Origin of the sequence: Bradyrhizobium sp. CSA207 (genome assembly GCF_029051685.1) — a bacterium.
Taxonomy (GTDB): Bacteria; Pseudomonadota; Alphaproteobacteria; order Rhizobiales; family Xanthobacteraceae; genus Bradyrhizobium.
The window spans coordinates 84,203-109,741 of record NZ_JAACFT010000006.1 but is presented as its reverse complement, the minus strand read 5'-3'; the positions used below and the strand labels follow the sequence as shown (position 1 = coordinate 109,741).

At 64.6% G+C, this 25,539-nt stretch carries 25 protein-coding genes; 11 read left to right on the top strand and 14 right to left on the bottom strand.

Going from position 1 to position 25,539, the window contains the following annotated elements:
* Positions 1-46: 46 nt before the first annotated feature.
* Positions 47-1,669 (bottom strand): exodeoxyribonuclease VII large subunit, encoded by a 1,623-nt coding sequence (gene xseA, locus GWG65_RS08360; RefSeq protein WP_275195134.1) that lies wholly within the window; start codon positions 1,667-1,669, stop codon positions 47-49.
* A gap of 136 nt (positions 1,670-1,805) precedes the next feature.
* On the opposite strand from xseA, the gene GWG65_RS08355 reads away from it, so the two are divergent.
* From GWG65_RS08355 to GWG65_RS08335, 5 genes are all read left to right on the top strand, one after another.
* Positions 1,806-2,816, top strand: a complete 1,011-nt coding sequence (locus tag GWG65_RS08355; RefSeq protein WP_275194897.1) for an alpha/beta hydrolase — start codon at positions 1,806-1,808, stop codon at positions 2,814-2,816.
* On the top strand, positions 2,813-3,367 hold the full coding sequence (locus tag GWG65_RS08350; RefSeq protein WP_275194896.1) for a hypothetical protein: 555 nt from the start codon (positions 2,813-2,815) through the stop codon (positions 3,365-3,367). Before GWG65_RS08355 ends, GWG65_RS08350 begins: the two co-directional genes overlap by 4 nt.
* A 3-nt stretch (positions 3,368-3,370) precedes the next feature.
* On the top strand, positions 3,371-3,670 hold the full coding sequence (locus GWG65_RS08345; RefSeq protein WP_275194894.1) for a transcriptional regulator: 300 nt from the start codon (positions 3,371-3,373) through the stop codon (positions 3,668-3,670).
* A 282-nt stretch (positions 3,671-3,952) separates the two neighbouring features.
* Positions 3,953-5,236 (top strand): phosphoribosylamine--glycine ligase, encoded by a 1,284-nt coding sequence (gene purD / locus GWG65_RS08340; protein ID WP_275194892.1) that lies wholly within the window; start codon positions 3,953-3,955, stop codon positions 5,234-5,236.
* A gap of 26 nt (positions 5,237-5,262) precedes the next feature.
* Positions 5,263-6,165 carry an alpha/beta hydrolase gene (locus GWG65_RS08335; RefSeq protein WP_275194891.1) on the top strand — a complete coding sequence of 301 codons (903 nt, stop codon included), beginning with the start codon at positions 5,263-5,265 and terminating at the stop codon, positions 6,163-6,165.
* A gap of 160 nt (positions 6,166-6,325) precedes the next feature.
* Here the strand turns inward: GWG65_RS08335 and GWG65_RS08330 are convergent, their stop codons facing one another.
* Positions 6,326-6,784 carry a nucleoside deaminase gene (locus GWG65_RS08330; protein WP_275194890.1) on the bottom strand — a complete coding sequence of 153 codons (459 nt, stop codon included), beginning with the start codon at positions 6,782-6,784 and terminating at the stop codon, positions 6,326-6,328.
* 134 nt (positions 6,785-6,918) lie between these two features.
* On the opposite strand from GWG65_RS08330, the gene GWG65_RS08325 reads away from it, so the two are divergent.
* Both GWG65_RS08325 and rsmD read left to right on the top strand, forming a co-directional pair.
* Entirely contained in the window at positions 6,919-9,018 is a 2,100-nt protein-coding gene (locus GWG65_RS08325; RefSeq protein ID WP_275194889.1) for a pseudouridine synthase, read from the top strand.
* A 168-nt stretch (positions 9,019-9,186) separates the two neighbouring features.
* Positions 9,187-9,747: a 16S rRNA (guanine(966)-N(2))-methyltransferase RsmD gene (gene rsmD / locus GWG65_RS08320; RefSeq protein ID WP_275194888.1), complete on the top strand. Its 561-nt coding sequence runs from the start codon at positions 9,187-9,189 to the stop codon at positions 9,745-9,747.
* Between the two features lie 37 nt (positions 9,748-9,784).
* Here rsmD and GWG65_RS08315 read toward each other — a convergent pair whose 3' ends face one another.
* Genes GWG65_RS08315 through GWG65_RS08295 form a run of 5 tightly spaced genes read right to left on the bottom strand, consistent with a single transcriptional unit; the run spans position 9,785 to position 13,838 of the window.
* Positions 9,785-10,441, bottom strand: a complete 657-nt coding sequence (locus GWG65_RS08315; RefSeq protein ID WP_275194887.1) for a hypothetical protein — start codon at positions 10,439-10,441, stop codon at positions 9,785-9,787.
* A 17-nt stretch (positions 10,442-10,458) separates the two neighbouring features.
* The gene (locus GWG65_RS08310) at positions 10,459-10,953 is read right to left on the bottom strand and encodes a type II 3-dehydroquinate dehydratase (RefSeq protein WP_275194886.1); all 495 of its coding nucleotides are present in this window, start codon (positions 10,951-10,953) and stop codon (positions 10,459-10,461) included.
* A 24-nt stretch (positions 10,954-10,977) separates the two neighbouring features.
* Positions 10,978-12,258 carry a TRAP transporter large permease subunit gene (locus GWG65_RS08305; protein ID WP_275194884.1) on the bottom strand — a complete coding sequence of 427 codons (1,281 nt, stop codon included), beginning with the start codon at positions 12,256-12,258 and terminating at the stop codon, positions 10,978-10,980.
* Between the two features lie 34 nt (positions 12,259-12,292).
* Positions 12,293-12,808 carry a TRAP transporter small permease gene (locus tag GWG65_RS08300; protein WP_275194883.1) on the bottom strand — a complete coding sequence of 172 codons (516 nt, stop codon included), beginning with the start codon at positions 12,806-12,808 and terminating at the stop codon, positions 12,293-12,295.
* A gap of 16 nt (positions 12,809-12,824) precedes the next feature.
* On the bottom strand, positions 12,825-13,838 hold the full coding sequence (locus GWG65_RS08295) for a TRAP transporter substrate-binding protein (protein ID WP_275194881.1): 1,014 nt from the start codon (positions 13,836-13,838) through the stop codon (positions 12,825-12,827).
* 173 nt (positions 13,839-14,011) lie between these two features.
* On the opposite strand from GWG65_RS08295, the gene GWG65_RS08290 reads away from it, so the two are divergent.
* Both GWG65_RS08290 and GWG65_RS08285 read left to right on the top strand, forming a co-directional pair.
* Positions 14,012-14,680 (top strand): GntR family transcriptional regulator, encoded by a 669-nt coding sequence (locus GWG65_RS08290; protein ID WP_275194880.1) that lies wholly within the window; start codon positions 14,012-14,014, stop codon positions 14,678-14,680.
* Positions 14,581-15,597, top strand: coding sequence for an SMP-30/gluconolactonase/LRE family protein (locus tag GWG65_RS08285; RefSeq protein WP_342760632.1), 1,017 nt, complete (start codon positions 14,581-14,583; stop codon positions 15,595-15,597). The genes GWG65_RS08290 and GWG65_RS08285 overlap by 100 nt, the downstream gene beginning before the upstream one ends.
* A gap of 30 nt (positions 15,598-15,627) precedes the next feature.
* Here the strand turns inward: GWG65_RS08285 and mutL are convergent, their stop codons facing one another.
* From mutL to GWG65_RS08270, 3 genes are all read right to left on the bottom strand, one after another.
* Entirely contained in the window at positions 15,628-17,439 is a 1,812-nt protein-coding gene (mutL, locus tag GWG65_RS08280; protein WP_275194879.1) for a DNA mismatch repair endonuclease MutL, read from the bottom strand.
* A gap of 316 nt (positions 17,440-17,755) precedes the next feature.
* Entirely contained in the window at positions 17,756-18,664 is a 909-nt protein-coding gene (locus GWG65_RS08275) for a sigma-70 family RNA polymerase sigma factor (protein WP_275194878.1), read from the bottom strand.
* A 30-nt stretch (positions 18,665-18,694) separates the two neighbouring features.
* Positions 18,695-19,000, bottom strand: coding sequence for a hypothetical protein (locus GWG65_RS08270; protein WP_275194877.1), 306 nt, complete (start codon positions 18,998-19,000; stop codon positions 18,695-18,697).
* A 153-nt stretch (positions 19,001-19,153) separates the two neighbouring features.
* Between GWG65_RS08270 and GWG65_RS08265 the strand changes: the two genes are divergently transcribed.
* Together GWG65_RS08265 and GWG65_RS08260 are read left to right on the top strand one after the other, a co-directional pair.
* Entirely contained in the window at positions 19,154-20,041 is an 888-nt protein-coding gene (locus GWG65_RS08265) for an NmrA family NAD(P)-binding protein (protein WP_275194876.1), read from the top strand.
* A gap of 638 nt (positions 20,042-20,679) precedes the next feature.
* A complete protein-coding gene (locus GWG65_RS08260) occupies positions 20,680-20,988 on the top strand; it encodes a hypothetical protein (RefSeq protein ID WP_275194875.1) in 309 nt (102 codons plus the stop codon).
* A gap of 261 nt (positions 20,989-21,249) precedes the next feature.
* Here the strand turns inward: GWG65_RS08260 and arfB are convergent, their stop codons facing one another.
* The 4 genes from arfB to GWG65_RS08240 form a co-directional block, all read right to left on the bottom strand.
* Positions 21,250-21,666 carry an alternative ribosome rescue aminoacyl-tRNA hydrolase ArfB gene (arfB, locus tag GWG65_RS08255; protein ID WP_275195131.1) on the bottom strand — a complete coding sequence of 139 codons (417 nt, stop codon included), beginning with the start codon at positions 21,664-21,666 and terminating at the stop codon, positions 21,250-21,252.
* 124 nt (positions 21,667-21,790) lie between these two features.
* Positions 21,791-23,167, bottom strand: coding sequence for a pitrilysin family protein (locus tag GWG65_RS08250; protein WP_275194873.1), 1,377 nt, complete (start codon positions 23,165-23,167; stop codon positions 21,791-21,793).
* Positions 23,164-24,555: a pitrilysin family protein gene (locus tag GWG65_RS08245; protein WP_275194872.1), complete on the bottom strand. Its 1,392-nt coding sequence runs from the start codon at positions 24,553-24,555 to the stop codon at positions 23,164-23,166. Before GWG65_RS08245 ends, GWG65_RS08250 begins: the two co-directional genes overlap by 4 nt.
* 219 nt (positions 24,556-24,774) lie before the next feature.
* Complete coding sequence (locus tag GWG65_RS08240) at positions 24,775-25,500, bottom strand: hypothetical protein (protein WP_275195130.1); 726 nt, start codon at positions 25,498-25,500, stop codon at positions 24,775-24,777.
* Positions 25,501-25,539: the final 39 nt, after the last annotated feature.

The following is a 25,539-nucleotide window of genomic DNA, read 5'->3' as shown; positions in this document are numbered from 1 at the left end:
ACTTCGCTGCGCTCGCAATGACGAGTTCGTGGAAGCGCCACCGCCTCTAAAACAAACTGCCCTGATCCACCGGCTTGCCCACGCGCTTCGGCGCGGGCTTGGCCTCGTGCGAGGCGCTCTTCTGTTGCGATGCCGCGCGCTTTGCGGCCGGGCCGGGCCGATCTAAGTCCGCGGTCGCGCCGACACGGCCATCCGCAAACTCGATCTCGACGCGCGCACCCGGCCCGACGCTGTCCGCGGAATGCAAGGGATGGCCGGCCTCGTCGCGCACCAGCGCAAAGCCGCGGGCGAGCACGCTGCGATAGGACAGCGCGGAGAGCAGCTTGCCGCTATTGGCAACGCGGGTGTCGAGCCTGTGCAGCAGCGTGACAAGTGCGCGGCTGGCGCGCTCGGCCAGACGCTGCGTGCGCTCGCGCTGTCGGGCGATCGTGTTGCGCTGGGCCTGCGCGTTCGAAAGTTTTGAGGCGCGCAAGCGAACTTCAAGCCCGGCAAAACGGTCGCGGCGCTGCCGCAAGAGCGAGCGCGCGGACAGGCCGAGCCGCTCGCCGCACACGGTGAGCCGGTGATCTGCCTGCGATATCTGCCCGTGCAGCACCCGCAGCGTCAGCTTTGCGCCGGCGGCAGTAAACCTTCGGAAATGGGCGTGCGTGTTGGCCTTGAGGCCGCGGGGCAGGGACGCGCCGGCCGAATCCAGCCGCTGCCGTGGGATCGCCAGGAGATCGCCTGCCGCCGGCAGCGCGCGCGCGGCTGCGCGCAGCTCGTTGCGTCGGCTTTCATGGCCGCGCTGCCAGCAGGCCCGCGTGCGGCGCGCGAGATCGGCGACCTCGACGAAGAGATCGCTGCGCACCGGTACGGCCATCTCCGCGGCCGCCGTCGGCGTCGGCGCGCGCTTGTCGGCGACGAAGTCGATCAGCGTGATGTCAGTCTCGTGGCCCACCGCCGAGATCAGCGGGATCATGCTCTCGGCCGCCGCGCGCACCACGATTTCTTCGTTGAACGACCAGAGGTCCTCCAGCGAACCGCCGCCGCGCGCCACAATCAGCACGTCGGGGCGCGGAATCTTGCCGCCCTCCGGCAGCGCGTTGAAGCCGCGGATCGCGGCTGCGACCTGCTCGGCCGAGCCTTCGCCCTGCACCTTGACCGGCCACACCAGCACGTGGCGGGGGAAGCGGTCTTCCAGCCGGTGCAGGATGTCGCGGATGACGGCGCCGGTCGGCGAGGTCACGACGCCGATCACCTCCGGCAGCCAGGGCAGCAGCTGCTTGCGCGCCTGGTCGAACAGGCCCTCGGCGGCGAGCTTCTTCTTGCGCTCTTCCATCAGCGCCATCAGCGCGCCGATGCCGGCCGGCTCCAGCGCCTCGATCACGATCTGGTATTTCGAGGAGCCCGGATAGGTCGTGAGCTTGCCTGTGGCGATGACCTCGAGCCCTTCCTGGGGCTTGAAGCGCATCCGCACGTGCACGCCCTTCCAGATCACCGCCTCGATCTTGGCGCTCTCGTCCTTGAGCGCAAAATAGCAGTGACCGGAGGAATGGGCGCCGCGGAAGCCGGAGATCTCGCCGCGGACCCGGACATGGCCAAAGGCATCCTCCACCGTCCGTTTCAGGGACTGCGAGAGCTCGGAGACGGTGAATTCGGGGGCGTTGAGCAGCGGTTCCGCAGGCGGCATCGGCAAACGATTCGGCATGTTGGGGTCAGACCCGACGTTAAGGATTTTTACCGGCTGGCGCCAATCCTGGGATTGATCGCAAGAGTACTCTGCATTATAGAGTTCTCTATAGGTGGCTAATTCATGGGGGTAGGTCATGGCGGTTCGGCTGCTGCGCGGCGTGTTGAACGGACTGAAATGGGTCCTGTGTGGGGTCGGCGGCGTGGCGCTGATCCTAGCCGCGATGATCGCAACGCCGCTGCAGCGGCCGCCTGAGCTGCGATCGGTCTCGGAGTCGGTGAAGCTTGTCGACTTTTCGACCATGCCGCCGCTCGAGCGCTTCCAGGCCCGCGACGGCACTTGGATCGGCTTCCGCCACTACGCGCCGAACGGACCGGCGGGCGGCCGCGGCGCGATCTTCATCCATGGCTCCTCCGGCTCCAGCGGCACCGTCAACCACGCGCTGACCTATGCGATCGCCGGGCGCGGCGTCGAGACCTGGGCGCTGGACATGCGCGGCCACGGCGGCTCCGGTACGCGCGGCGACATCGGCTATGTCGGCCAGCTCGAGGACGATCTGGTCGACTTCGTCGCGTATGTCCGCAAGAGTGCGCCGGACCTGCCGCTCACTCTGGTCGGCCATTCCGCCGGCGCCGGCTTCTCGCTCCGCGTCGCCGCGACACCGATCATGCAGGACATGTTCGTGCGCACCGTGCTGCTCGCGCCCTATCTCGGCTACGACGCGCCGACCAACAAGCCGCATTCCGGCGGCTGGGCCAATGCCGATCTGCCGCGCCTGTTTGCGCTCGCCGCTCTGCGCAAGCTCGGCATCGACTGCTGCGCGCAGCTTCCGGTGCTCGCTTTGGCCGTGCCGGCGAACTCGGCGAAGTACCTCGTCTCCACCTATTCCGACCGCCTGATGCGCAATTTCGCGACGCGCGGCTATCGTCTCGATCTTGCGGCGACGACCCGCCCGATCACGATCTTCGGCGGCGCCGAGGACGAGATGATGATCTCGGACAAATATGCCGGGGCCGTTCAGCCCATCAAACCGTCGGTCGACGTCAAGATCATCGACGGCATCAACCACATGGGCATCGTCACCAGCCCGAAGGCGATCTTCGTCATCGCCGAGGACGTGGCAACGCGCGGGGCGGGGCAGTCATGATCGACAGCAGGGAGGCATCCGCAGCGCTGGCCGATATCGACGACATCGTCCAGCGCGTGAAGCAATCGCAGCTCTATGAGCTGGCGAGCCTTGCGGCCGTGTGGTGGGGCATGTTGGTGTTCGCAGGCAATCTCGTGACCTGGCTCTGGCCGATCCACGCGGCCTACACGTGGGTTGCCGTGGACGTTGTTGGCGTCGGCGGTCTGGTTGCGCTGCGCGTGTTCAACCCGCCGCACCACCCTCACGGTGCCGCCCATAGCATCAGGATCCTCCTGGTGTTCGTGTTGTTCTTCGCCTTCGGCTATCTCTGCACCAACGTCGTCGGTCATTTCGGTCCGCGCCAGCTGGGAGCGTTCTGGCCGCTCTACTTCATGCTGTTCTACACGCTGGCGGGTCTCTGGTTCGGCCATGCCTTCGTGGCGATCGGTCTTGGCATCTCTGCGCTGACGCTGATCGGATTTTTCTACATCGGCGAGGCGTTCCCGCTCTGGATGGCCTTCGTCAACGGCGGCGGCCTGATTCTCGGCGGCCTCTGGATGCGGCGGATCTAGCCAATGGCCGAGCTCGACGACATCATCCACCAGCCGTTGCGATTGAAGATCATGGCGGCGCTGAACGCGCTGCCGGCCGCGACTGGTCTGGAATTCTCCAGGCTCAAGAAGCTGACCGGCGCCACCGACGGCAATCTCGGCGCCCATATCGAGACGCTGGCCAAGGCCGGCTACGTCCAGGTCGACAAGGCCTTCGTCGGCAAGAAGCCGCAGACCATGGTCACGGCCACCGCCGCGGGTCGCGGCGCGTTCGCAAGGCATGTTGCGACGTTGCAGGAGATCATTGCAGGGAAGCAGAGCTGATCTCCTGCGGTGCGGATTTCTGTGCCCTCTCCCCTTGTGGGAGAGGGCATGATCACTGGCAGCCTCGGGCTCGCTCGGGTGAGGGGTCTGTCTCCGCGGATGGAGACCCCTCATCCGGCACTTCGCGCCACCTTCTCCCACAAGGGGAGAAAGGACAGCGGAGCGCGCCTGCCTCGGAATGACGGAGAATCGGATGACGGGGAAGTTGGGGCACACACCCCTTGAGACCCGAGCCGATTCGTGCGACCGACGCGTTCAGCAAACCCCCATTCTGAGCCTTCCATGCACATTCTCCTGCTCGGTTCCGGCGGCCGCGAACATGCCCTGGCATGGAAAATCGCGGCTTCCCCCCTGGTGACGAAACTCTGGTGCGCGCCCGGCAATGCCGGCATCGCGCGGGAGGCGGAATGCGTGGCGCTCGACGTCGCCGACCATGCCGCCGTGATCGAGTTCTGCAGGAAAAATGCGGTCGAACTCGTGGTGGTCGGCCCGGAGACGCCGCTCGCCGCCGGCATCGTCGATGATCTCACCAAAGCCGGCATCAAGGCGTTCGGGCCGAGCGGGGCGGCAGCACAGCTCGAGAGCTCCAAGGGTTTCACCAAGGCGCTGTGCACCGAATTCGGCATCCCGACCGGCGCCTACAAGCGCTTCACCAACGCCAATGACGCGCGCGCTTACGTGCAGAGCCAGGGCGCCCCGATAGTGGTCAAGGCCGACGGCCTTGCCGCCGGCAAAGGCGTCGTCGTCGCCAAGACCGTGCGTGAGGCCGAGGACGCCATCGCCATGATGTTCGAGGGCGCCTTTGGCGAAGCCGGCGCCGAGGTCGTCATCGAGGAATTTTTGCCGGGCCGCGAGATCAGCTTCTTCGCGCTGTGCGACGGCGAGACCGCGATACCGCTGGCCTCCGCGCAGGACCACAAGCGCGTGTTCGACCACGACGTCGGCCCGAACACCGGCGGCATGGGCGCCTATTCGCCGACGCCGCTGGTGACGCCGGCGATCCACGACGCCATCATGGCCAAGATCATTTTGCCGACGGTCGCCGGCATGAAGCAGCGCGGCACGCCGTTCCGCGGCATCCTTTACGCTGGGATTATGCTGACGACGCAGGGCCCAAAGCTGTTCGAGTTCAACGTCCGCTTCGGCGATCCCGAGTGCCAGGTCTTGATGCTGCGCATGATGTCGGACATCGTGCCGGCGTTCCTCGCCGCCTGCGACGGGCAGCTGAAGCATTTCGATCTGCGCTGGCATCCGGACTCCGCGCTCGCCGTGGTGATGGCGGCAAAGGGCTATCCCGGCGATTACCAGAAGGGCACGCGCATCGAGGGCCTCGATGACGCCGCGAGGATCGACACCGCCGAGATCTTCCACGCCGGCACGGTGGCGAAGGACGGCGCCATCCTCGCCAATGGCGGCCGCGTGCTCAACGTCTGCGCGCTCGGAAAGACCGTGACGGAGGCGCAGGCGCGCGCCTATCAAGCCGTCGACCGCATCAACTGGCCGGAAGGTTTCTGCCGCCGCGACATCGGCTGGCAGGCGGTAGAGGCGGAGAAGACCGGCCGCTGATATCAGCCAAAGCGAGGATAAGAATAATGTCGGATCTCGCCGACCTCTACCCCGGCTTCGCCTCCGAATGGATCAACACGTCCTTTGGCCGCATCTTCGCCCGCGTCGGCGGCAAGGGGCCGCCGCTGCTGCTGCTGCACGGCTTCTCCGAGACGCATGTGATGTGGCACCGCGTCGCGCCGCAACTCGCCGACAGGTTCACGCTGATCATCGCCGATTTGCCGGGCTATGGCTGGTCGGACATGCCCGAGAGCGACGCGCTGCATATGCCCTACAGCAAGCGCGCGATGGCGAAGGCCATGGTGGAGGTGATGGAGCAGCTCGGCCATGTGCATTTTGCGCTCGCCGGCCATGATCGCGGCGGCCGCGTGTCCTACCGCCTCGCGCTCGATCATCCCGGCCGGCTGTCGCGCCTCGCCGTGCTGGATATCCTGCCGACTTATAATTACTGGGAGCGCATGAACCGCGCTTACGCGCTGAAGATGTATCACTGGACCTTTCTCGCGCAGCCCTATCCGCTGCCGGAGACGCTGATCGCGAGCAATGGCGAGTTCTTCCTGCGCTTCAAGATGGCGAGCCAGACCAGGTCGAAGACGCTGGATGCCATCGATAGCCGGGCGCTCGAACATTACATCGCGCCGTTCCGAGATCCCGCGCGCGTCCACGCCATGTGCGAGGACTACCGCGCCGGCGCCTATTTCGACTACGATCTCGATAAGGCCGATTTCGAGGCCGGCAAGAAGATCACGATCCCGATGCTGGCGCTGTGGGGCAGTGCCGGCATTGCCCAGGCCGCCGCCACACCGCTCGATATCTGGAAGCAGTGGGCGACCAACGTCGAGGGCATGCCGGTGGATTCCGGGCACTTCCTCACGGAGGAGAACCCTGACGTCACCGCGAAGGCGCTGCGCGATTTCTTCACAGCTTGATCCACATCGTTGTGGCGGGGCATCGCGCCCACAAACTCAGATGTCATCGCCCGGCTTGACCGGGCGATCCAGTACGCCGAGAAGGCAGTGATTGAGTCGACAGGCTGCGGCGTACTGGATGCCCCGCCTTCGCGGGGCATGACAGCGGAATGTGAGGTTGTCAGCGCCGCTCCCGAAAAAACTCCCGCAGCAGCCGGGCCGCCTCGCTCTCGCCGACCGACGCGTACACCTCCGGGACGTGATGGCAGGTCGGCGAGGTGAAGAACCGGACGCCGGATTCCACTGCGCCGCCCTTGGGGTCGGCTGCGCCATAATAGAGCCGCCTGATCCTTGCAAAGGAGATCGCGCCTGCGCACATGGTGCAGGGCTCCAGCGTGACGTAGAGGTCGCAGTCGACCAGCCGCTCGCTGCCGATCTTCTTGGCGGCTTCGCGCAGCGCGATGATCTCGGCATGGGCCGTGGGGTCGTAGTCGGTCAGCGTCCTGTTGGCCGCCGTCGCGATGACCTCGTAATTGCGGACCACGACGCATCCAATCGGAACTTCGCCCGACTTTCCGGCGTTTTCGGCCGTTTTGAGCGCCAAATCCATGAAAGAAGGGACTTTCATGCCTCGTATCATCGCCAGAAACCTGCTAGTAGCTGCGCCTTCAGCAAGAGTGAAGACCGGTTTTGCCTGAGCATGCGGCTCGAAAAGAGCGCGCACAATGCCCATTTGACCATCCCCAAATCGACCATTCCGAAGTGAGACGATTCATGCCCCGCGACAGCGACAAAGACAACGATTCCCCGCGCGGCCGGCGTGATCGCGGTCCGCCCAAGGGCCGCTCCGGCAAGTCACGCGGCCCGGAGAAGAAGTTCGCCAAGCGCGGTTTCGAGAGCAAGGGCGCAGGCGAGAAGCGGCCGTTCGCCGGCAAGCGCGAGGACCGCCCCTTCCGCAGCCGCGACGAGGCCGGGCCGCGGCCCGACCGTGGCGACCGGCCGAAGTTCAATCGCGAAGACCGGCCGCGCGGCGAACGCTCCTTTTCCGATCGTCCCTCGCGCGACGGCGAGAAGCGCTCGTTCAAGCCGCGCGGTGACCGCCCGTCCTACGGGCGCGACGACCGTCCGCCGCGCAGCCGCGATCGCGACGATTCCCGCCCCGCCGGCCGGACCAGTGACAAGAAGTTCGGCGACAAGCGGCCCTACACGCCGCGCGGCGAACGCCCGGAACGCACGTTCGATGGCGAACGGAAGTTTTCTCGGGGCGCACCGGACCGCAGCGACCGCCCGCGCGACTTTGCAGACCGCCCACGCTCCTTCGGTGATCGCAATGACCGTCCGCGCGATCGTGGCGAGCGCAGTGATTCAAAGCCCTGGCAAAAGCGCGATGCAGCCCCGCGCGGCGACCGGCCGCCGCGCAAGGATTTCGGCAAGGGCCCGCGCAGGGACTTCGCCGGCCGTGATCGCGGCCAGGATAAGCCCTGGCAGAAGCGCGAAGACCGGCCCGAAGGCGGCCGCGGCGATGACCGTCCGCGCTTCTCGCGCACGCGCGACGATCGTGCATCCGGCGATCGTCCGTTCCGCGAGCGGCCCAAATTCGATCGCCCGCGCGAGGACCGTCCGAAATTCGATCGGCCCCGTCGTGACAATGATGGCGAGCGTGGCGCTCGCGGCGGCGACCGTCCCAAATTCGATCGTCCACGGCAGCGTCCCGAAGGCCGCTCCGACTGGCACGAGCATCCGCGCAGCGAAGCTCGTTCCGGCGACCGTCCGCGGCGTGAAAACGAGGATGACAGCAGGATCTTCGAGAAGCGTCCGGCCTTTGGCGGCCGCGGCGCCTATCGCGAGCGCGATCGTGATGTCGACCGCCGGCCGCGGCGCGACGAGGAGCCGAAGCCGAAGAAGGCCGGCGAGCGCATCGCAAAAGCGCTGGCCCGCGCGGGCCTCGCCTCGCGCCGCGATGCGGAGGAGATGGTCACCCAGGGCCGCGTCGCCGTCAACGGCCGCGTGATCAATTCGCCGGCGCTCGACATCACCCAGAACGATGTCGTCACCGTCGACGGCAAGCCGTTGCCGCCGCGCGAGCGCACCCGGCTGTTCCTCTACCACAAGCCACGCGGCCTGATGACGACGCACGACGACCCTGAGGGCCGTCCGACCGTGTTCGACAATCTGCCGGAAGGCCTGCCGCGGCTGATCTCGATCGGCCGGCTCGACTTCAACACCGAAGGCCTGCTGCTGCTCACCAATGATGGCGGGCTCGCGCGCACGCTGGAGCTGCCGGATACCGGCTGGCTGCGCCGCTACCGCGTCCGCGCCCATGGCGACGTCACGCAGGCCCAGCTCGACGAGCTCAAGAACGGCATCGAGATTGAAGGCGTCAAATACGGTCCGATCGAGGCGACGCTGGAGCGCGACCAGGGCGCCAATGTCTGGCTGGTGTTCGCGATCCGCGAAGGCAAGAACCGCGAGGTGCGCAATGTCTGCGCCCATCTCGGGCTCGAGGTGAACCGCCTGATCCGGGTGTCCTACGGCCCGTTCCAACTCGGCGAGGTGCCGGAAGGCGAGGTCGAGGAGATCAAGTCCCGCGTGTTGCGCGACCAACTCGGCGACAAGGTGATCGAGAAGTCGGGCGCACAATTCGACATGCCGCAGAAATCCGTCTCGCGCGAGGACACTGCGCCGCCCGAGAAGAAGCCGGTCAAGCGCGACGTGATCAACGACCGCAAGGGCCGCCGCGTGCTGGTCCAGCGCACCGGCAGCGACGAGGCGCGCGAGCGCAACGAGGCCGAAGCCAGCGGCTACGGCCCGCCGCGCCGTCCCAAGCGCGGCTATCACGGCAAGCGCGATCTGACGCCGAAGGACGACGAGTAACGTCGAATGGTTCAAACGACCCTGACGCTCAGCAACAGATCGTCATGGCCGGGCTTGACCCGGCCATCCACGTCTTGCTCGCGTCCACGGTTGAAGAACGTGGATGCCCGGGGCATCTGCGCGAAGACGCGCTTCGCGCTTTTGCCCGGGCATGACGGGGACACTTAGATGCGCGTCGTCGGCGGCCGATTGAAGGGGCGCAATCTTGCCTCGCCGTCCTCGCGCGACATCCGCCCCACGGCGGACCGACTGCGCGAGTCCGTCTTCAACATCCTCATCCACGCCTACGACGATCCGATTCTGGACGCGCGCGTGCTCGACCTCTTCGCCGGCACCGGCGCGCTCGGAATTGAAGCGGCCTCGCGCGGCGCAAAATTCACGCTGTTCGTCGACAACGGCGCCGAGGCGCGCGCGCTGCTGCGCAACAACGTCGAGGCGCTCGGCCTGGGCGGCGTCACCAAAGTCTATCGCCGCGATGCGACCGATCTTGGACCTGCGCATCCGGTCGAGCCGTTCTCGCTGGTCTTCCTCGATCCGCCCTATGGCAGGGGTTTTGCCGAAAAGGCGCTCGCGAGCTTGCGCGACGGCGGCTGGCTCACGCCGGGCGCGCTGCTGGTGGTCGAAGAGGCGAAGGCCGCACAGTTCGCGACGCCGGAAGGTTTCGAGGAATTGGAGCGGCGCGCGTACGACGATACCGAGTTCGTGTTTTTGAAGAGCTCGTCTGCGTGAGGCGGGTTAGATCGCCGGACGGGTATTTGGGCGGCCTTCATCCGACATCCGCAATCCGTGCGTCGAGAGCGAACATGCCCTGGTAGACCTCCGGATCGCCGGCTCCGCCGATAATGTCAGGCGCCAACTCGGCAGCCCTGCGCCAGGCATGTTGGACTGCCGCTGCGTCGAGGGCCTCGATCAGCAGCAGTCCCGCAAAGCAGCCTTCAGCTGTCCGCATGCCTTTTTCAACTGTAGGTACGGACGTCCTGGCCTGATCCGTCGCGCCGATTTGCACGGCGGCCACGCCGTCGCAGCCGACGATGGCGTTCGCCAGCCCTTCCGGATTGCCCGGCAGCTGTTCGATGCGCAGGGCCAGCACGGTGGCGCCCTCGCCACGGCCAGCCCGGGCTATCATGCTGCCGCCTCCGCGAATGAAGTTACCGAGGCGCGGCATGATGTGCTGCGACCAGGGCGTCGGCGAGTTGAGACGGGCGAGGTAAGCCGGCCCGTCGAGAACCTCGGGGGCTTCGAGCTCGTACAATATGAAGAAGCGGTTGATGTCAGCGCGCATCGCGCGGAAGACGCGGCACCCGAGGAAGCCCTTGGTCGTCACGCGTTCGCTCGTATGCTCGCGTGTCAGCCAGTGACGGTAGTCCGTCAGGTCGTCGGGATTGATGTCGCTCCAGATCGCCAGAAATCCTGCGCCGCGCATCCTGCCCCTCCCTCGATTTACGCCGCGCTGCCCGCAGCCAAGCCGTGCAAGGCCGCAGGAACGGCCACGGGCAGGCGCCCCAGCCTCTGAACGGCAGCGATGATGGCGGCGATATAGCCGTAAGGTCCAAGCCCGCAAATCACTGCGGTCGACGCGCTGGACGTGATGGAGTGCCGGTGAAGCTCGTCCCTGGCGTGGATATTCGAGATGTGGACCTCGATCTTCGGGCCGCCGAAGATCTTCAGGGCATCGATCAGGGCAATCGAGGTGAACGAGAACGCCGCCGGATTGATGATGATCGCATCCGCGCTGCCATGGGCCGATTGGATCAAGCTGACGAGCTCGCCCTCGATGTTGGATTGATAGAAGGAGAGCGAGATGCCTAGCAGCTTGGCGACCTCCTCGCAGCTTGCCTCGATCTCGCCGAGTGTCGTCGAGCCGTAGATGTGCGGCTCCCTGATGCCCAAGAAATTGAGATTAGGACCGTTCAGGACCATGATCCTCGTCACCATCGGACCGCTCCTTCTTTGAATTGACTAGCCACCGAACCATTTGGCGGGTCCGGTGACCAATTGCGGGAAGAGCACCATCAGAAGCAGCACGACGAGCTGCGCGATCATGAACGGCCACACGCCCTTGATGATCTCTTCCATGTTGATCCGGGAAACGCCGCACACGACGTTCAAGACGACGCCTACCGGCGGCGTGATCAATCCGATCGCATTGTTGATGATGAACAGGACGCCGAAATAGACCGGATCGATGCCGGCCTGTTTGACGATCGGCATCAGGATCGGCGTCAGGATCAGGATCGTAGGCGCCATGTCGAGCGCTGTCCCGACGACGACAACCAGCACCATGATCGCAAGCATCAGCAGTGTCTGATTGCCCATGAACGGGCGCACCAGATCCACCACCTGGGTGGCGATCTCGGCGACGGTGATGAGCCATGAGGAGACCAGAGCTGCGGCGACCAGAAACATCACAATGCTGGTGCTGAGCGCCGCCGAGACCATGACCTCGTAAAGCTGCGACAGCTTCAGCTCGCGATAGATGCAGGTCGCGACGAACAGCGCGTAGACCGCAACGACGACCGCAGCCTCCGTCGGCGTAAAGATTCCGAAGCGCAGGCCGACGACGATGATCACCGGGAGCATCAGCGCCCAGAAGCCGTCGGCCACCTCCCGGCCGACTTCCCGCAACGACTTCCGTGGCGGACTTTCGATGTTCTCGCCGCGGGCGACCCACCACCAGGCAAAGCAGAGTCCTACCCCCAGAAGCAGCCCAGGGACGATCCCAGCCAGAAACAGCTTGGAGATCGAGACCCCGCCGGCGACCCCGAACAGCACGAAACCGATGCTCGGCGGAATGATCGGCGCAATGATCCCTCCCGCCGCGACCAGGCCCGCCGCATACATCCTCTTGTGACCCGCCGCGACCATCATCGGGACCAGCAGGGCCGCCAGTGCAGCCGCGTCCGCCGCGGCCGATCCGGACAGCGAGGCCAGTGCGCAAGATGCAAGGATGGCAACGTAGCCCAATCCACCGCGCACGTGACCGACCAGCGCCAGCGCGATATTCACGATCCGCTTTGCCAGCCCGCCCTTGTTCATGACCTCGCCGGCGAGCATGAAGAACGGCACGGCCATCAGCGGAAAGCTGTCGGCGCCGTTGATGATGTTCTGTGCGACGATCTGCGAATCGAAGATATCGAGGAAGTGCATCAGGGCGACGCCGCACACGATCAGCGCGAACGCAATCGGCATGCCGAGCGCCATGGCCCCGAGCAGCGAGAATGTGAAAACCGCGATCGTCATGCTGCTGTCGGACGGGCAACCAGAGCCATGGCGCTCAGCTGTGCTCGTCGCTTTCCTTCACCGCAATGAGGTCTTCTTCGCTTGCCGCGCCGGTCACGACGCGGAACAGGTCGTAGGCGAGGATGATTGCTGCCGAGACGCCGAAGACCAGCCCGGACGAATAGAAGAACAGGCCGACCGAAATCCCCGACGCCGGCGCCGCGTCGCCAAATGTCAGGACGGCCTGCTTCGCGCTGCCGAGCGTGAGCAGCCAATCGGCATACAGCATCAGCAGGTAGCTGGCGACAAAGCAGACGCGCCTGCCCCGGGGCGACAGTGCGCGCACGAACGTATCGACGCCGAGGTGGGCATGCTGGCGCAAAGCAACGATCGCTCCGAGAAAGGTCAGCCAGACCAGCAGCCAGCGCGACAGCTCCTCCGAGATGGCGATGCCGGAGTTGAAGGCGTAGCGGAGCACGACGTTGCTGAACACCAGGACCACCATCGCCGCGAGACAAAGCGCGATCGTTGCCTTCAAGACCTCGCAGTAAAGATCAAGGATCTTTGCCATCGAGTATCCGCCCTTGTCACTTGACCGTGCTGCGAATGCGCGCGAGTTCGGTGTTGAAGAGCTTGACCTTCTCGGGATCGTATTCCCCGGAGAATTTCTCGATGACCGGCTTCACCGCATCCTGCATCCGCGCGTATTCCGCCGGCGCAATTTCGTTGAATTGCATGCCCTTGGCCTTGAGCTCGCCGAGCGCCTGGTCGGCGGCGCGCTTGGTCTGCTCGCGCTGATACTGGACGGTTTCCGCGTAGGTATCGCGCAACATCTTCTGCTCCTCGGGCGAGAGTTTGTCCCAAAACTTCTTGCTGACGATGATGATGTTCTGGGTGAACGTGTGATTGGTCGCAGAGACGTATTTCTGCACCTCATAGAACTTGTTCGACAGGATGACGCTGTAGGGATTTTCCTGGCCGTCCACCGTCTTGTTCTCGAGCGCCGTATAGAGTTCGCCGAAGGCCATCGGCACCGGGTTGGCCTTGAACGCCTTGAAGGTCTCCAGATAGACCGGATTCGGAATCACGCGCAGCTTCAGGCCGGCAAGATGCTCGAGCTTCGCCACCGGCCCCCTGCTGTTGGTGACGTTGCGGAAGCCAAGCCCCCAATAGCCGAGCGGGATGAGGTCCTTTTCGGGCAGTAGATCCATCATCGCCTTGCCGAATGCGCCCTCGGCGAGCGCCGTCGCCTGGTCGAAGGTAGCGACGCTGAACGGGAAATCGAACAAGCCGAGGTCCTTGACGACGCCGGCCAGCGACGTCGTCGAAGCCGAGAAGATTTCCTGGGTGCCGCCGCGAACGGCCGATTGCTGTTGCAGCTCGTTGCCGAGTTGAGAGGCGGGAAATTCCCGTATCTTGAGCTTGCCGCCGCTCTTGGCGGCGAGGACCTCGGCGAACTTTTGCACGCCGAGGCTGACCGGGTGATCGGTATTGTTGAGGTGCCCCCAGCGGATCGTCCGCTCCTGCACCTGCGCAATCGCCGGCAATGCCGCGAGAACAGCGCTCGCCGCGACCGCCAAACCCAGCATCTTCCATCGCATGCCGACCTCCCTGTGATCACGTCCGCGGTCTGACGCCGCGGCTTCTGACGCAGAGAAGCATATGAGACTTGGATAGTCAAAATAGGAAATGGCTTTTATCATATGATTTCTGTATCGTCATAGGAGAGGGGACGAGAGTCCGCCGGGCTCTGCCGCCAACCAAGGCCAACGCAATGTCTTTGATCGACAAGGAAGAAACTGCGGTCAGCGAGGACTGCTACCGCAGGATCCGAACTGACGTCATATTCGGCCGGCTTGGCCCGGGCCAAAGGCTCAAGCTCGAGGCGCTGCGGGAGAGCTACGGCGCGAGCGTCAGCACGCTGCGCGAGATCCTGACCCGGCTGGCCGCCGAGGGTTTCGTGACAGCGGAGGGCAGGCGCGGCTTCGAAGTGGCCGTGGTCTCCGCCGATAATTTGCGCGAGCTTGCCGGCCTGCGGCTGCTGCTCGAGTCCCACGCGATGGCGATCTCGTTCGCCAACGCCGACGTCGAATGGGAGGGCCGCATCGTCTCCGCCCATCACAAGCTCGCCTCGACGGAGCGGCTCATGGACACCGGCATCGGCGAGCCCGAACAGTGGAAGCGCTATGACGGCGAATTCCATCAGGCGCTGATCTCGAACTGCGGATCCCGCGTGCTGATGGAGACGCATAGCCTCGTCTTCGACAAATACTTCCGCTACCAGATGGTGGCATTCCACTATCGCGGCGCCGAGCCGGCCGAGCAGCACCGAACGTTGCTCGCATGCGCGTTGAAGCGCGATGCCGAGACGGCGCAGAAGGTGCTTTCCGCGCACGTCAACAATTGCGTCGCGCACGCGCTCGCGAACGGCTCGCTGCGCTGAAGGGGCGCACGGTGACGGCACGTATTATCCCGGCCCATCGCGTGGAAATTGCCGTTCCTGCCGCGGACGTGCTTGGCGAGACGCCGCTGTGGTGCGACCGCTCGAACAGGCTCTGGTGGATCGATATCGACCGGCAGCTCCATCAATCATTCGATCCGTCCACGGGAGCCCACAGCTCGTCTCGCCACGACTGCCGGTTTCTCGGCAGCCAGGCGCTCGCATCCGACGGCTCGCATATCCTCGCGCAGGATCTGAACCTGCGGCGGCGGGATCCCGCAAGCGGTCTATTGAACCACTTTTGCGAGGTCGAACACGACCTGGACAACCGGCTCAATGACGGGCGTGTCGACGCACGCGGCCGTCTCTGGATCGGGACCATGGACAATGAGCTTCATCGTCCAAACGGTGCGCTGTATCGGATCGGTGGCGACGGCACTGTAGCGCGCCTATTCGGGGGCGTCATCGTGACCAACGGAATCGCGTTTTCGCCGGACAATCGCACTCTGTATTTCACCGATACCCGGCGATACTGCACATGGTGTTTCGACTTCGACCTTGATGAAGGCATGATCGGCAACAGAAGGCTGTTCGCCGATTACGGCGCCACGAAAGAGCGGCCGGACGGCGCCTGCGTCGACGTTGACGGCGGGCTTTGGACCGCATTCTTCTCGGGTGGCCGTCTGGTGCGCTATCGGCCGGACGGCCGCATCGATACGGTCATTGCCATGCCGGTCACCAATCCGACATGCGTATGCTTCGGTGGAAGAGACTTGAAGACCATGTTCATCACCAGCGCGCGAAAGTTTCTGGGTCCCGAGCAACTGAACCTCGAGCCCTACGCGGGAGATCTGTTTGCCATCGATGGCATTGCGCAGGGTTTTCCGGAGCACCGCTTCGCGGTCAATTCGCAGCCGTAAGGCTGTCCGGTGGCTCATCAGCCGCCGGATTCACCTGCGCCCGAACAGCTTCTCGACGTCCGCGAGCTTCAGCTCGACATAGGTCGGCCGGCCGTGATTGCACTGGCCGGAGTTCGGCGTTTCCTCCATCTCGCGCAGCAGTGCATTCATTTCCTCGGGCCTGAGCCTGCGGCCGGCGCGTACCGAGCCGTGGCAGGCCATGGTGGCGGCGACGTGCATCAGGCGACGTTCAAGAGGAAGCGCCTCGTCCCATTCGGCCATGTGCTCGGCGAGATCGCGCAAGAGCCCGCCGGCATTGGTCTTGCCGAGCAGCGACGGCGTCTCGCGCACCGCGACCGCGCCGGGGCCGAAGGATTCGATCGTAAGGCCGAACGACGCCAGCTCGTCGCTGCGCGCGAGCAGGCGCTCCACCGTGGCTTCGTCCATCTCGACGATCTCCGGGATCAACAGGATCTGCCGCTGCACGCCGTTCGCGGTGAGCGAGGCCTTCAGCCGCTCATAGACGATGCGCTCATGGGCAGCATGCTGGTCGACGATGATCAACCCATCGCGAGTTTGCGAGACGATGTAGGTCTCGTGGAGCTGGGTGCGCGCCGCGCCGAGCGGGCGATCGACGAGATCGCTGACGGGCTGCGTGTCGATCCGCACGTCGGCGCTGGGCGCGCCGACGTCGAATGCGGCCTGGCTGCGTTCGGCGAAAGCAGGTGCTGCGGCGCCGCCGAAAGACGGCAGCGGCCCGCTCGGCGCGGACGGGGACGCCCGCCAGTCCCAGCTCGCCGGGCGCGGCGCAAAAGCAGGCCGGAACGAGGACAGCGCACTGTCGCCGCTGTTGGCCGCCGTGCGCCGGCCCTCGCGCGCGAGGCCTTCCTTCAATCCGTGCACGATCAGCGCGCGCACCAGACCCGCATTGCGGAAGCGCACCTCGGTCTTGGCGGGATGGACGTTGGCGTCGACCTCGCGCGGGTCGAGCGTGACGAACAGCGCCACCACGGGATGGCGGTCGCGCGGCAAATAGTCAGAATAAGCCGCGCGCACCGCCCCTAAGATCAGCTTGTCGCGCACCGGGCGGCCGTTGACGAAGAGATATTGCCCGAGCGCATTGGCCTTCGTCAGCGCAGGGGCCGCGGCGTAGCCGGCAACGACGACGCCCTCGCGCTCGGCGTGCACCTCGATGGCGTGGCTGCGAAACTCCGGCCCCAGGATGTCCCCGAGCCGCGTCAGCCGTCCGGCGGCGCCGGGCAGCGCGGCGGCCCAGGTCACCGGCGCGCGCTCCTCGCCCGCCAGCGTGAAGGCGACGTCGGGCCGCGCCATCGCCAGCCGCCGCACCACCTCGCGGATCGCTTCGGCCTCGGTGCGGTCGGTCTTGAGAAATTTGAGCCGCGCCGGTGTCGCGTAAAAGAGGTCATTGACCTCGACGCGCGTGCCGTGCGCCAACGCCGCCGGCATGATCTCGGACTTCTCGCCGCCCTCGACGGTCAGCGCCCAGGCATGCGGCTCGCTGGCGTGCCGCGTCGTGATCGACAGACGCGCGACGGAGCCGATCGAGGGCAGCGCCTCGCCGCGGAACCCGAGCGTGCGGATCTGGAGCAGGTCCTCGTCGTCGAGCTTGGAAGTGGCGTGGCGCTCCACAGCCAGCGCCAGGTCGCTGGCGGTCATGCCGCCGCCGTCGTCGGTGATGCCGATCCGGCGCCGGCCGCCGCCATCGGTGAGGACATCGATCCGGCTTGCGCCGGCATCGATCGCGTTCTCGACCAGTTCCTTGACCACGCTCGCGGGACGTTCGACCACTTCGCCGGCGGCGATGCGGTTGACGACCTGCTCTGGCAGCTGGCGGACGGGCATGAGTTCGATTTCAGATTCGGGACGCTATTCTATGCCGTGTTGCGTCAAAAGCATGGGTTGAGCAACAGGCGCGTGGCGCGCTGGGGAAAAGGGGTGCCTATCACCTTGAAGACATTGGACGATCGCGCGGGCCGCTTGTGCGGGAATTGTCCGTTCGGCGCGCTTCGGCCGGATTGTGAGCAGCCAGTGCCCCTACCGCGGAATCTATCGATGATGGGCAGTGCTAGGGCGTTTATTCATAAACGTGAGCTTCCCAGAGCAAACTGAAAGTTGCCCGTTTGGTTGGCATCGGCTGCTTGTGACCCGAAGCAGCCGTTCAGCTCAGCGTCCGCGGTTCGTGGGGGCGGGTCAAAAATGAGATATCCGCAGACTCCGTGATGTAACCAACGTAGCGAAAATCGCGGATACGGCCGACCTGCTCAAACCGCCAGTCCAGAAGAATGAAATAGCTGGGCGGCCCGTCAGGCTTTGCAGGATCGGTCACGATTACCGCAAGGCGGCCTTCAACGACTCCCAAGCGGAGATGCCAATCGGATATCCCCTCGTAATTTCCAAAGTACCGACCGGCTTCCGCGCCGCGCAGCCGCGTTCTTCCAACGAGCTCCACGCGAACGTCCTCTGCCAGCATATCCCGAACGGAATCGAAATCACGGGCATTGAACCGGTCAACATAGGCTGAAAGGCGTGTCCTTTCTGCGGCAGACAGCGTCGGCGGCGGCCGGTCATCCGGCTCCAGCTTGATGGTTCGCAACCGCTGGCGACCGCGATGAAGGGCGGCCTTGACGGCAGGGATGCTGCTCTCGGTTATGCCGCCGATCTCTTCGAGCGAATAGCCGAGAACGTCCATTAGAACAACCGCGCTCCGCTCGGCCGCCGACAGACGCATGAAGGTCCGCAGCCCAGCCGCCGCCAATTGACGCTGTTGTACCCTGTCAATGTCATCAGCAACCACCGAGAGGTGCTCATCTGCAAATGTTTTCTGCTGCCGGGTACGCTGACGCAAGAAATCCAGCGCAGCATTGTGGGCGATACGAAAGATCCAGCCTTCGGTATTGCGTACCATGACTGGCTCGCGCAACGACATGACGGCCTTGGCCATCGCGTCCTGCACGATATCCTCGGCATCGATAACCGAACCGGTCATCCGTGCGCAGTACCGGTGCAGCTTTGGCCTAAGCGTCGCAAACACCCCGTGGAGGTCGTCAGCACCGTTCTGTCCGCGCAAGTTGGTTTTGCCAGGACTTGCCACCAAGGGTCACTTTCTTTCGACAGGAAAGCGATAGTTGCCGATGATGCCTGCTCTGTTCTGGACGGGAACTGTCAGGCGCCTCGCGTCGCCATTATGCTGAAAGGCTGCAAAAGCACTCAGCTTTTGCAGCACTTCCAACGGGTCAGAGACCAGATGGCAAAACGTGCAAAACGTGCCATCGTCCAGCTGAAAGACAAGATACTCTACATCTTTTGGTGCGCGCGCGGCCAGTTCGCGAAAGACGCCCACGATCAGGCGTTGATTCTCTTCAACTTTTTCAGGCTTCACGCGATATTGCACAAGCTTAAACATCGTAGGTTCGTTTCCTGATTTGGAAGGTCCCACGGCGAAGACGTATGACGAGCTGCGAAAGATTCCCTCGCGATGCAAATATATTTTTGGCCGGGAATCTTTTGGGGTCCCTCTACCGTCAAATCCAAACCATTACTTCCTCATGGAGCGGACATGATCTTGATTACCGGGGCAGCCGGCCTGAGTGGATCGGCCATCGTAAGCGAGTTCTCTCTTAACAAGGTGCCGGTACGTGCGCTCGTTCGTGATCGCATAAAGGCGGACGTGATCGCGAAATTGCCGGGAGTCGAAGTCGTAGAGGGCGACATGGCCCGTCCCGAGACCCTCGGACCTGCGCTGGAGGGGATCGACCAAGCCATGATGATCTCCAGTTCCACTGCGACAATGGTCGCCACTCAAACCAGCTTCATCGACGCTTGTCGGGCGGCGGGCGTGCGTCGTATCGTCAAGTTCTCCGGAAAGGAGTCCGGGATCGGCTTCGACGCGGCAAAATTTCCCTTCACCCGCATGCACGAAGAAATCGAGGACTATCTCGAGAACTCCGGTGCATCCTGGACACATCTGCGTCCGGCCCAATTCATGCAGGTTTATCTCCGGGCGTCCGCGACGATTGCACAAAAAGGCATGCTCTTCCTCCCGCACGAGGAAGTGGCACTCTCTCCCGTTGACATTATCGATGTCGCAAAGATCGCGTTCGCTGTGCTGACGCGCGATAGTCGGGAGAACCTATCACTGGACATTACCGGACCGCAGGCGCTGAGCATGGCGGCGATCGCCAAAATAATCGGCGATGCCATTGGCAAACCCGTTCGTTATCAACCGATCGATGCCGAAGAGCACCGCCGCGCGATGGCAGCTGCCGGTCTGCCTCCATTCATGATCGACGCGCTCAGTGAACAAGCGGCCGAACGACGGAGGCATCCGGAATCTGATATCAACCTCGGAGCGCATGAGGCCTTCGGGGTTGAGCCAACGCGGTTCGAGCAGTTTGCAAAGCGCCACGCGGCAATATTCCGCGGCGACAACCATTCCTCCTCCTGACGTGCTTTGGGCTTGGGCAAGATGCCGAACTTGCAGCAAGTCATCGTGTACGATTGGATTTCCGCTCCTGCGAAGGGTTTTGGATGCCGGCCCAATGGTTGGCGGTGCCACAAGCCGTGAGGGCCGGCGTCCGAAACCCTTCACAAACTGCTCCCTGGTCAGGCATCGCATATGACTTCTGGGAAGCTGCCGAACGTGTCCGGCCTGCATGGTTCGAGACGCCCGCTTTGGCGGGCTCCTCACCATAAGGGTCTGATATCTCGCCGCAAAATCCGACCTCATCCTGAGGGCCCGCCGTAGGCGGGCGTCTCGAAGGATGGCCGCACGCGAACCTTCCCGCCACATTCGTCCATGCGGATGCGGTGGCGGTGACGATCAGATTTCCTTCTATTAGCGGGTTGTTTCGTTGCAGCCGTTGCGAGGGCACGCCGGGTTCACGGCACGCGTAGATGTTCCGCGCCGCCGCATATGAGGAGCACAATTCCGCGAAACCGCCGCGAAATCCCTCAACGATGACCACACGATCCGGGTTGCATAGCGACTGCGCCGTTCGTCTCTCTGCGCGATGGGACGGTCCAGTCCAGGCGAACGGCGAAAAACACCAGCCGCTCATCGCGAACAAAATCCAGGAGAAATGGATGAAGTTAGTGAAGACCTCAGTGATCGCATGCGCGCTTTCGGCCTTGCTCGCGGGCCCCGTCCTGGCGCAAGGCGTCTCCTCCGACACCAAGGCGCGTGGCGGCGTGCAGAGCAAGGGCGTTCAGGGCGGCGCAGCGGCTGGCGACGATGAGGAATTGAACGCGCAGCCGGGCGCAGCGGGCGAGAAGATGGGCATGAAGTCGACCAAGGGCACCAAGGGCTCGGCCGGCACCACGGGCAGCGCTACGCACAAAGGGACCGCGGACGATTCCACGTCGGGCGGTGCCGCCCCAGGCAAGCGTTACTAGTCTTCCGCGAAACGACAGACCTCCGGTCGCCCCCGCGGCCGGAGGTTAGTCTGGTTGTCCGGATTGCAATTCCGCGTCGAAACGGCACGCCCCGTCCCGGCGCGCCGAGGATGCTGCCGTGCCGCCGATCTGCCCGACATGTCAGACAGTTACGCAAAACCACAGGGCATAGCGCCGACCATCGCCGGCTACTGTGCATGGGGTTGTTTTCGACTTTTTTGTTTGGATGGTCACCAAACGCGTCAGGCCGGGCCCGATCGCTCAGTCGTCAAAACCGCGGCCGCGCTTTGCCTTGACGTCGCTGCGGTGCTTCTTGCCCTCGAGCCGGCGCTGCTTGGACGCAAAGGTCGGCCGCGTCGCGCGCCGCGGCGTCGGCCGGACCATGGCCTCGCGCAGGATCTCGAGGAGCCGGTCGATGGCATCCTGGCGATTGCGCTCCTGGGTGCGGAAGCGCTGCGCCTGGATCACGATCACGCCGTCCTTGGTCATACGCTGGCCCGCGAGGCGGGCGAGGCGCAAGCGCGCATCCTCCGGCAAGGTCAGCTTGGTCGTGTCGAAGCGCAGTTGCGCCGAGGTCGCGACCTTGTTGACGTTCTGCCCGCCGGGCCCGGAGGCGCGGACGAAGCCGATCTCGATATCGTCCTCGTCGATGACGAGATCGCGGGATATCCGCAGCATGGTGGCACCATTCGTGATGCCCGGACATATCCCGGACATCCAGGTTCGGCAATGGCGCCAGAAACGCAAATGGCCGGCGAGCCCGGCCATTTCAGGACGCGTAGGGAAGACCTCAGTTCGACATTCAGTTCGACTTGGGCACCGCTGCCGCTGGTTGCGCCGCTGCCTGCGGCGCACGGCCGACGACGACGGTCAGGAGCCCCTGGCCCCACAGGCACTTGGCGGCCGTCTTGGCGTCGTCAAACGTCACCGCATCGACGATGGCGTTGCGCTTTTCGATGTAGTCGATCGGCAGCTTGTCCTGCTGGTACTGCAGCAGCGCCTGCGCGAGCTTGGAGGAGGTGTCCAGCGCCAACATCTGCGAGCCCTTGAGATAGGACTTGGCCTCGTCGAGCTCCTTCTGCGTCGGGCCCTCCTCGGCGATGCGGCGCACCTCCTTCTCGATGGCATCGATGGTGTCGCCGGCGCGGTCGGCGCGCGTGCCGGTGTTGCCGATGAAGACCGCCGAATGCTCCATCCACAGCAGGGACTCGAACACAGAATAGGCCAGCCCGCGCTTCTCCCGCACCTCGCGATAGAGCCGGGAGGACAATCCGCCGCCGCCGAGGATGTGGTTGACGACATAGGCCGCCATGAAGTTCGGATCGTTGCGCTTCACGCCGGGTCCGCCGAAGGTGATCACCGTCTGTGGTACGTCGAGCGGCACAAAGGCGCGCTGCGGCGGCTTGCCTGCCTCGATGTCGGGCACCGGCACGAGACTGGCCTTGGCGGGCAGGGCGCCGAAGGTCTGATCGAGCAGCTTGCCGAGCGTGGCCGGATCGACGTCACCGACCACGGCGATCTTCAGTCCGTCCTTGGCTAGCACGCGGCCGACATAGTCCTTCATGTCGGCGACCGTGATGGTCGGCACGCTGTCGAGCGAACCGTTGGTCTGCCGGCCATAGGGATGATCGCCGAAGGCGACCTCCAGGAATTTGCGGCTCGCCAGCGATGACGGATTGGTGGTCTCGCGGCGCAGCCCCGAGATGACCTGGGAGCGGATGCGCTCGACATCGGCTGCCTCGAAATGCGGCGAGGTCAGAGCCATCCGCAACAGGTCGAAGGCCTCGTCCTTGTTGTCGCGCAGCATGCGCAGGCTGCCGCGGAAGCTGTCGCGGGTGGCGCTGAAGGACAGCTCGATGGCGCGACGGTCCAGACGCTCGTGGAACGTCTTGGAGTCGAGATCGCCGGAGCCTTCGTCGAGGAGGTCGCCGACCAGATTGGCGACGCCCGACTTGTCTTTGGGATCCTGGGCCGAGCCGCCGGCAAAGGAATATTCCATGGCGATCAGCGGCACGGTCGCATCCTGCACGAACCAGGCCTCGATGCCGCCCGGCGAGATCAGGTGCTGGATCTTTGCGGCCGCCTGTGACGGCGAGATCGTGGCCAGCGTGAGCACCGCGCCGGTGGCAACGGACAATGCGATGCGCCGCGCGCGCGAGAAAGCAAAAGGATAGGTCACGAACGCTTCTCCTCGCGCTTGGTGCTAGCAGTGTCTTTGATCAGATAGCCCGTTACCGAGCGCTTCTTCTCGAGCCATTTCTGTGCGACGGCGCGAACCTGTTCGGCGGTGACCGCGCGGATGCGGTCCGGCCAGCTTCTGATGTCCTCGATCGACAGGCCCGTGGTCAGCGCGCCGCCATACCAGCGCGCCAGCACCGCCTGGTTGTCCTGGGCGTAGATCGCTTCCGCGATGAGCTGGGTCTTGACCCGCTCCAGGTCCTCGGCGCGGACCGGGTTCTGCGCGAGGTCGGCAATGACGCCGTCGACCACCTGCTCGACCTCGGCGAAGCTGACGCCGGATTTCGGCGCGGCCGAGATCGCGAACTGGGTCGGATCGAGCGAGATGCTTGAATAGCTGGCGTTGGCGGAGACGGCGAGCGGCTTGTCGACGACGAGGGCGCGGTAGAGATAGGAATTGCTACCGCTGCCCATCAACTGCGCCAGCACGTCGAGGGCGGCACTCTCGCCGGCTGCGGCGGTCGCGGCCGAGGGCACCAGATAGTAGCGCCGCACGCTGGGTTGCTCGACGCGCGGATCCGACAGTGTGACGGTGCGCGGCGCGGCCGGATCTGGCTCCTGCGGGCGGATGCGCCGCGCCGGGATCGCCGGCTGGGCTGCAATCGGCCCGAAATTGCGCTCGACCAGCGGACGGATTTCGGCGGCCTCGACGTCGCCGGCGATGACCAGGATGGCGTTGTTGGGCGCGTAGAAGCGGCGGTAGAAGGCGAGCGCATCCTCGCGATCGAGCTTCTCGATCTCCTGGTGCCAGCCGATCACGGGCCGGCCGTAGGGATGGTTGAGGTAGAGCGCCGCCATGATCTGCTCGTTCAGCCGCGCGTCGGGATTGTTGGCGACGCGCATGTTGTACTCTTCGAGCACGACGTCGCGTTCCGGCAGCACGTTCTCGTCCTTGAGGATCAGGCCGGTCATGCGGTCGGCCTCGAACTCCATCATGGTCGGCAACTGCTCGCGCGGCACGCGCTGGTAATAGTTGGTGTAGTCGACTGAGGTGGAGGCGTTCTCGTTGCCGCCGACGCGAAGCACGGTCTGGGAGAATTCGCCGACCGGGTGCTTGTCCGTGCCCTTGAACATCAGGTGCTCGAGGAAATGGGCGAGCCCCGACTTGCCCGGCGTCTCGTCCGCCGAGCCGACCTTGTACCAGATCATCTCCGTGACCACGGGGGTGCGGTGGTCCGGAATCACCACGATTTGGAGGCCGTTGCTGAGCGTGAAGCTGGCGGGCGGGGCCGATGTCACCGTGGTCTGGGCGAGGGCAGCGCCGGCCGAAAGGACACTCGTCGAAAGCAGCGCGGCAAGGAGGCGGGCAGCCGATCGGTAAGGGGACATCATGATCCTTATGAAAAGCCGAGCACGGATGTCCGGCTCGGAGGCACGGCATCGTACACCGTGCGGCTGACGCTTCGCGTCACGAAGCAGGGAACGCCAATTAACTCGAAGCAAGCATGGGCCAAGCAATTATGGGCCAAGCAATCATGGGCCACGTCCGGCCCGCGCGGACCGGCATCGTCCGGTTCGCCCCTCGAACCTTGCTGCGGGACAGGAGCGTTATTGCTCCTTCTCCTTGCCGGACATGACGTCGAAGTAAGTTCGCTTCGAATTATCCGGCCCGGAGCCATAGGCATAGTTCGGCGATGGCGTCTGATATCCCGGCGGAGGTTCCACCAGCGATTGGCGCGGCGGCTCCGACGTGAACTGCTTGGACTCGGGGTCGCTCCCTTTGAAGAGCTTCCACAGGCCGCCAGTATATCCGAGTTGGGCGGGGCTGAGCGTCGGGTTATTGGTGCTGTTGCCGGGCTGGACCGGGTCGTTGCTCTGGCGGGACGGTGCGGCCGTCCTGGCCGCGTTCATCTCGCTCGGCGAGAGCGGCCGGCCGGCCTGCCAGCTCTCCGTCGCTTTGGTCGCTTTCTTCCGCGCGGCGATGGCTTCCTTGCGGCGCTTCTCGTCGGGATCCTTCGGCCAGTTCGGCGCAGCGTTGGCCTCGGTCGCAGCCGGCGGCGGCAGGTCGAGCTTGGGCGGCACGACGAGCGGCGAGCGCTCGCGGTATTCGATGCCAGGCTTCTCCATGCTCTTGGCACCGATGCCGGACATCAGATTGTCGATGAGCTTCTCTTCGAAGGTCATGTCGTCATCGTCCTCGTCGTCGCCGGCGCGGGCCGCGCCCGCCGACATGACGAGACCGATGCCGAGCGCGACAGCGGACAATTTCAGTGCTCGCCAGAACCCCTGCCGGGGATCTCGAACCATCGAAACGCTGGTCTCGGAGCTACGCATCACTGTACCTGTTCCAAATTGTGGCAGATGACCGCGTCG

Bases quoted from the DNA above. Each gene is read 5' to 3' on its own strand.
- xseA (WP_275195134.1), bottom strand. From the start codon at position 1,669: ATGCCGCCTGCGGAACCGCTGCTCAACGCCCCCGAATTCACCGTCTCC.
- GWG65_RS08355 (WP_275194897.1), top strand. From the start codon at position 1,806: ATGGCGGTTCGGCTGCTGCGCGGCGTGTTGAACGGACTGAAATGGGTC.
- GWG65_RS08350 (WP_275194896.1), top strand. From the start codon at position 2,813: ATGATCGACAGCAGGGAGGCATCCGCAGCGCTGGCCGATATCGACGAC.
- GWG65_RS08345 (WP_275194894.1), top strand. From the start codon at position 3,371: ATGGCCGAGCTCGACGACATCATCCACCAGCCGTTGCGATTGAAGATC.
- purD (WP_275194892.1), top strand. From the start codon at position 3,953: ATGCACATTCTCCTGCTCGGTTCCGGCGGCCGCGAACATGCCCTGGCA.
- GWG65_RS08335 (WP_275194891.1), top strand. From the start codon at position 5,263: ATGTCGGATCTCGCCGACCTCTACCCCGGCTTCGCCTCCGAATGGATC.
- GWG65_RS08330 (WP_275194890.1), bottom strand. From the start codon at position 6,784: ATGATACGAGGCATGAAAGTCCCTTCTTTCATGGATTTGGCGCTCAAA.
- GWG65_RS08325 (WP_275194889.1), top strand. From the start codon at position 6,919: ATGCCCCGCGACAGCGACAAAGACAACGATTCCCCGCGCGGCCGGCGT.
- rsmD (WP_275194888.1), top strand. From the start codon at position 9,187: ATGCGCGTCGTCGGCGGCCGATTGAAGGGGCGCAATCTTGCCTCGCCG.
- GWG65_RS08315 (WP_275194887.1), bottom strand. From the start codon at position 10,441: ATGCGCGGCGCAGGATTTCTGGCGATCTGGAGCGACATCAATCCCGAC.
- GWG65_RS08310 (WP_275194886.1), bottom strand. From the start codon at position 10,953: ATGGTGACGAGGATCATGGTCCTGAACGGTCCTAATCTCAATTTCTTG.
- GWG65_RS08305 (WP_275194884.1), bottom strand. From the start codon at position 12,258: ATGACGATCGCGGTTTTCACATTCTCGCTGCTCGGGGCCATGGCGCTC.
- GWG65_RS08300 (WP_275194883.1), bottom strand. From the start codon at position 12,808: ATGGCAAAGATCCTTGATCTTTACTGCGAGGTCTTGAAGGCAACGATC.
- GWG65_RS08295 (WP_275194881.1), bottom strand. From the start codon at position 13,838: ATGCGATGGAAGATGCTGGGTTTGGCGGTCGCGGCGAGCGCTGTTCTC.
- GWG65_RS08290 (WP_275194880.1), top strand. From the start codon at position 14,012: ATGTCTTTGATCGACAAGGAAGAAACTGCGGTCAGCGAGGACTGCTAC.
- GWG65_RS08285 (WP_342760632.1), top strand. From the start codon at position 14,581: ATGCGCGTTGAAGCGCGATGCCGAGACGGCGCAGAAGGTGCTTTCCGC.
- mutL (WP_275194879.1), bottom strand. From the start codon at position 17,439: ATGCCCGTCCGCCAGCTGCCAGAGCAGGTCGTCAACCGCATCGCCGCC.
- GWG65_RS08270 (WP_275194877.1), bottom strand. From the start codon at position 19,000: ATGTTTAAGCTTGTGCAATATCGCGTGAAGCCTGAAAAAGTTGAAGAG.
- GWG65_RS08265 (WP_275194876.1), top strand. From the start codon at position 19,154: ATGATCTTGATTACCGGGGCAGCCGGCCTGAGTGGATCGGCCATCGTA.
- GWG65_RS08260 (WP_275194875.1), top strand. From the start codon at position 20,680: ATGAAGTTAGTGAAGACCTCAGTGATCGCATGCGCGCTTTCGGCCTTG.
- arfB (WP_275195131.1), bottom strand. From the start codon at position 21,666: ATGCTGCGGATATCCCGCGATCTCGTCATCGACGAGGACGATATCGAG.
- GWG65_RS08245 (WP_275194872.1), bottom strand. From the start codon at position 24,555: ATGTCCCCTTACCGATCGGCTGCCCGCCTCCTTGCCGCGCTGCTTTCG.
- GWG65_RS08240 (WP_275195130.1), bottom strand. From the start codon at position 25,500: ATGCGTAGCTCCGAGACCAGCGTTTCGATGGTTCGAGATCCCCGGCAG.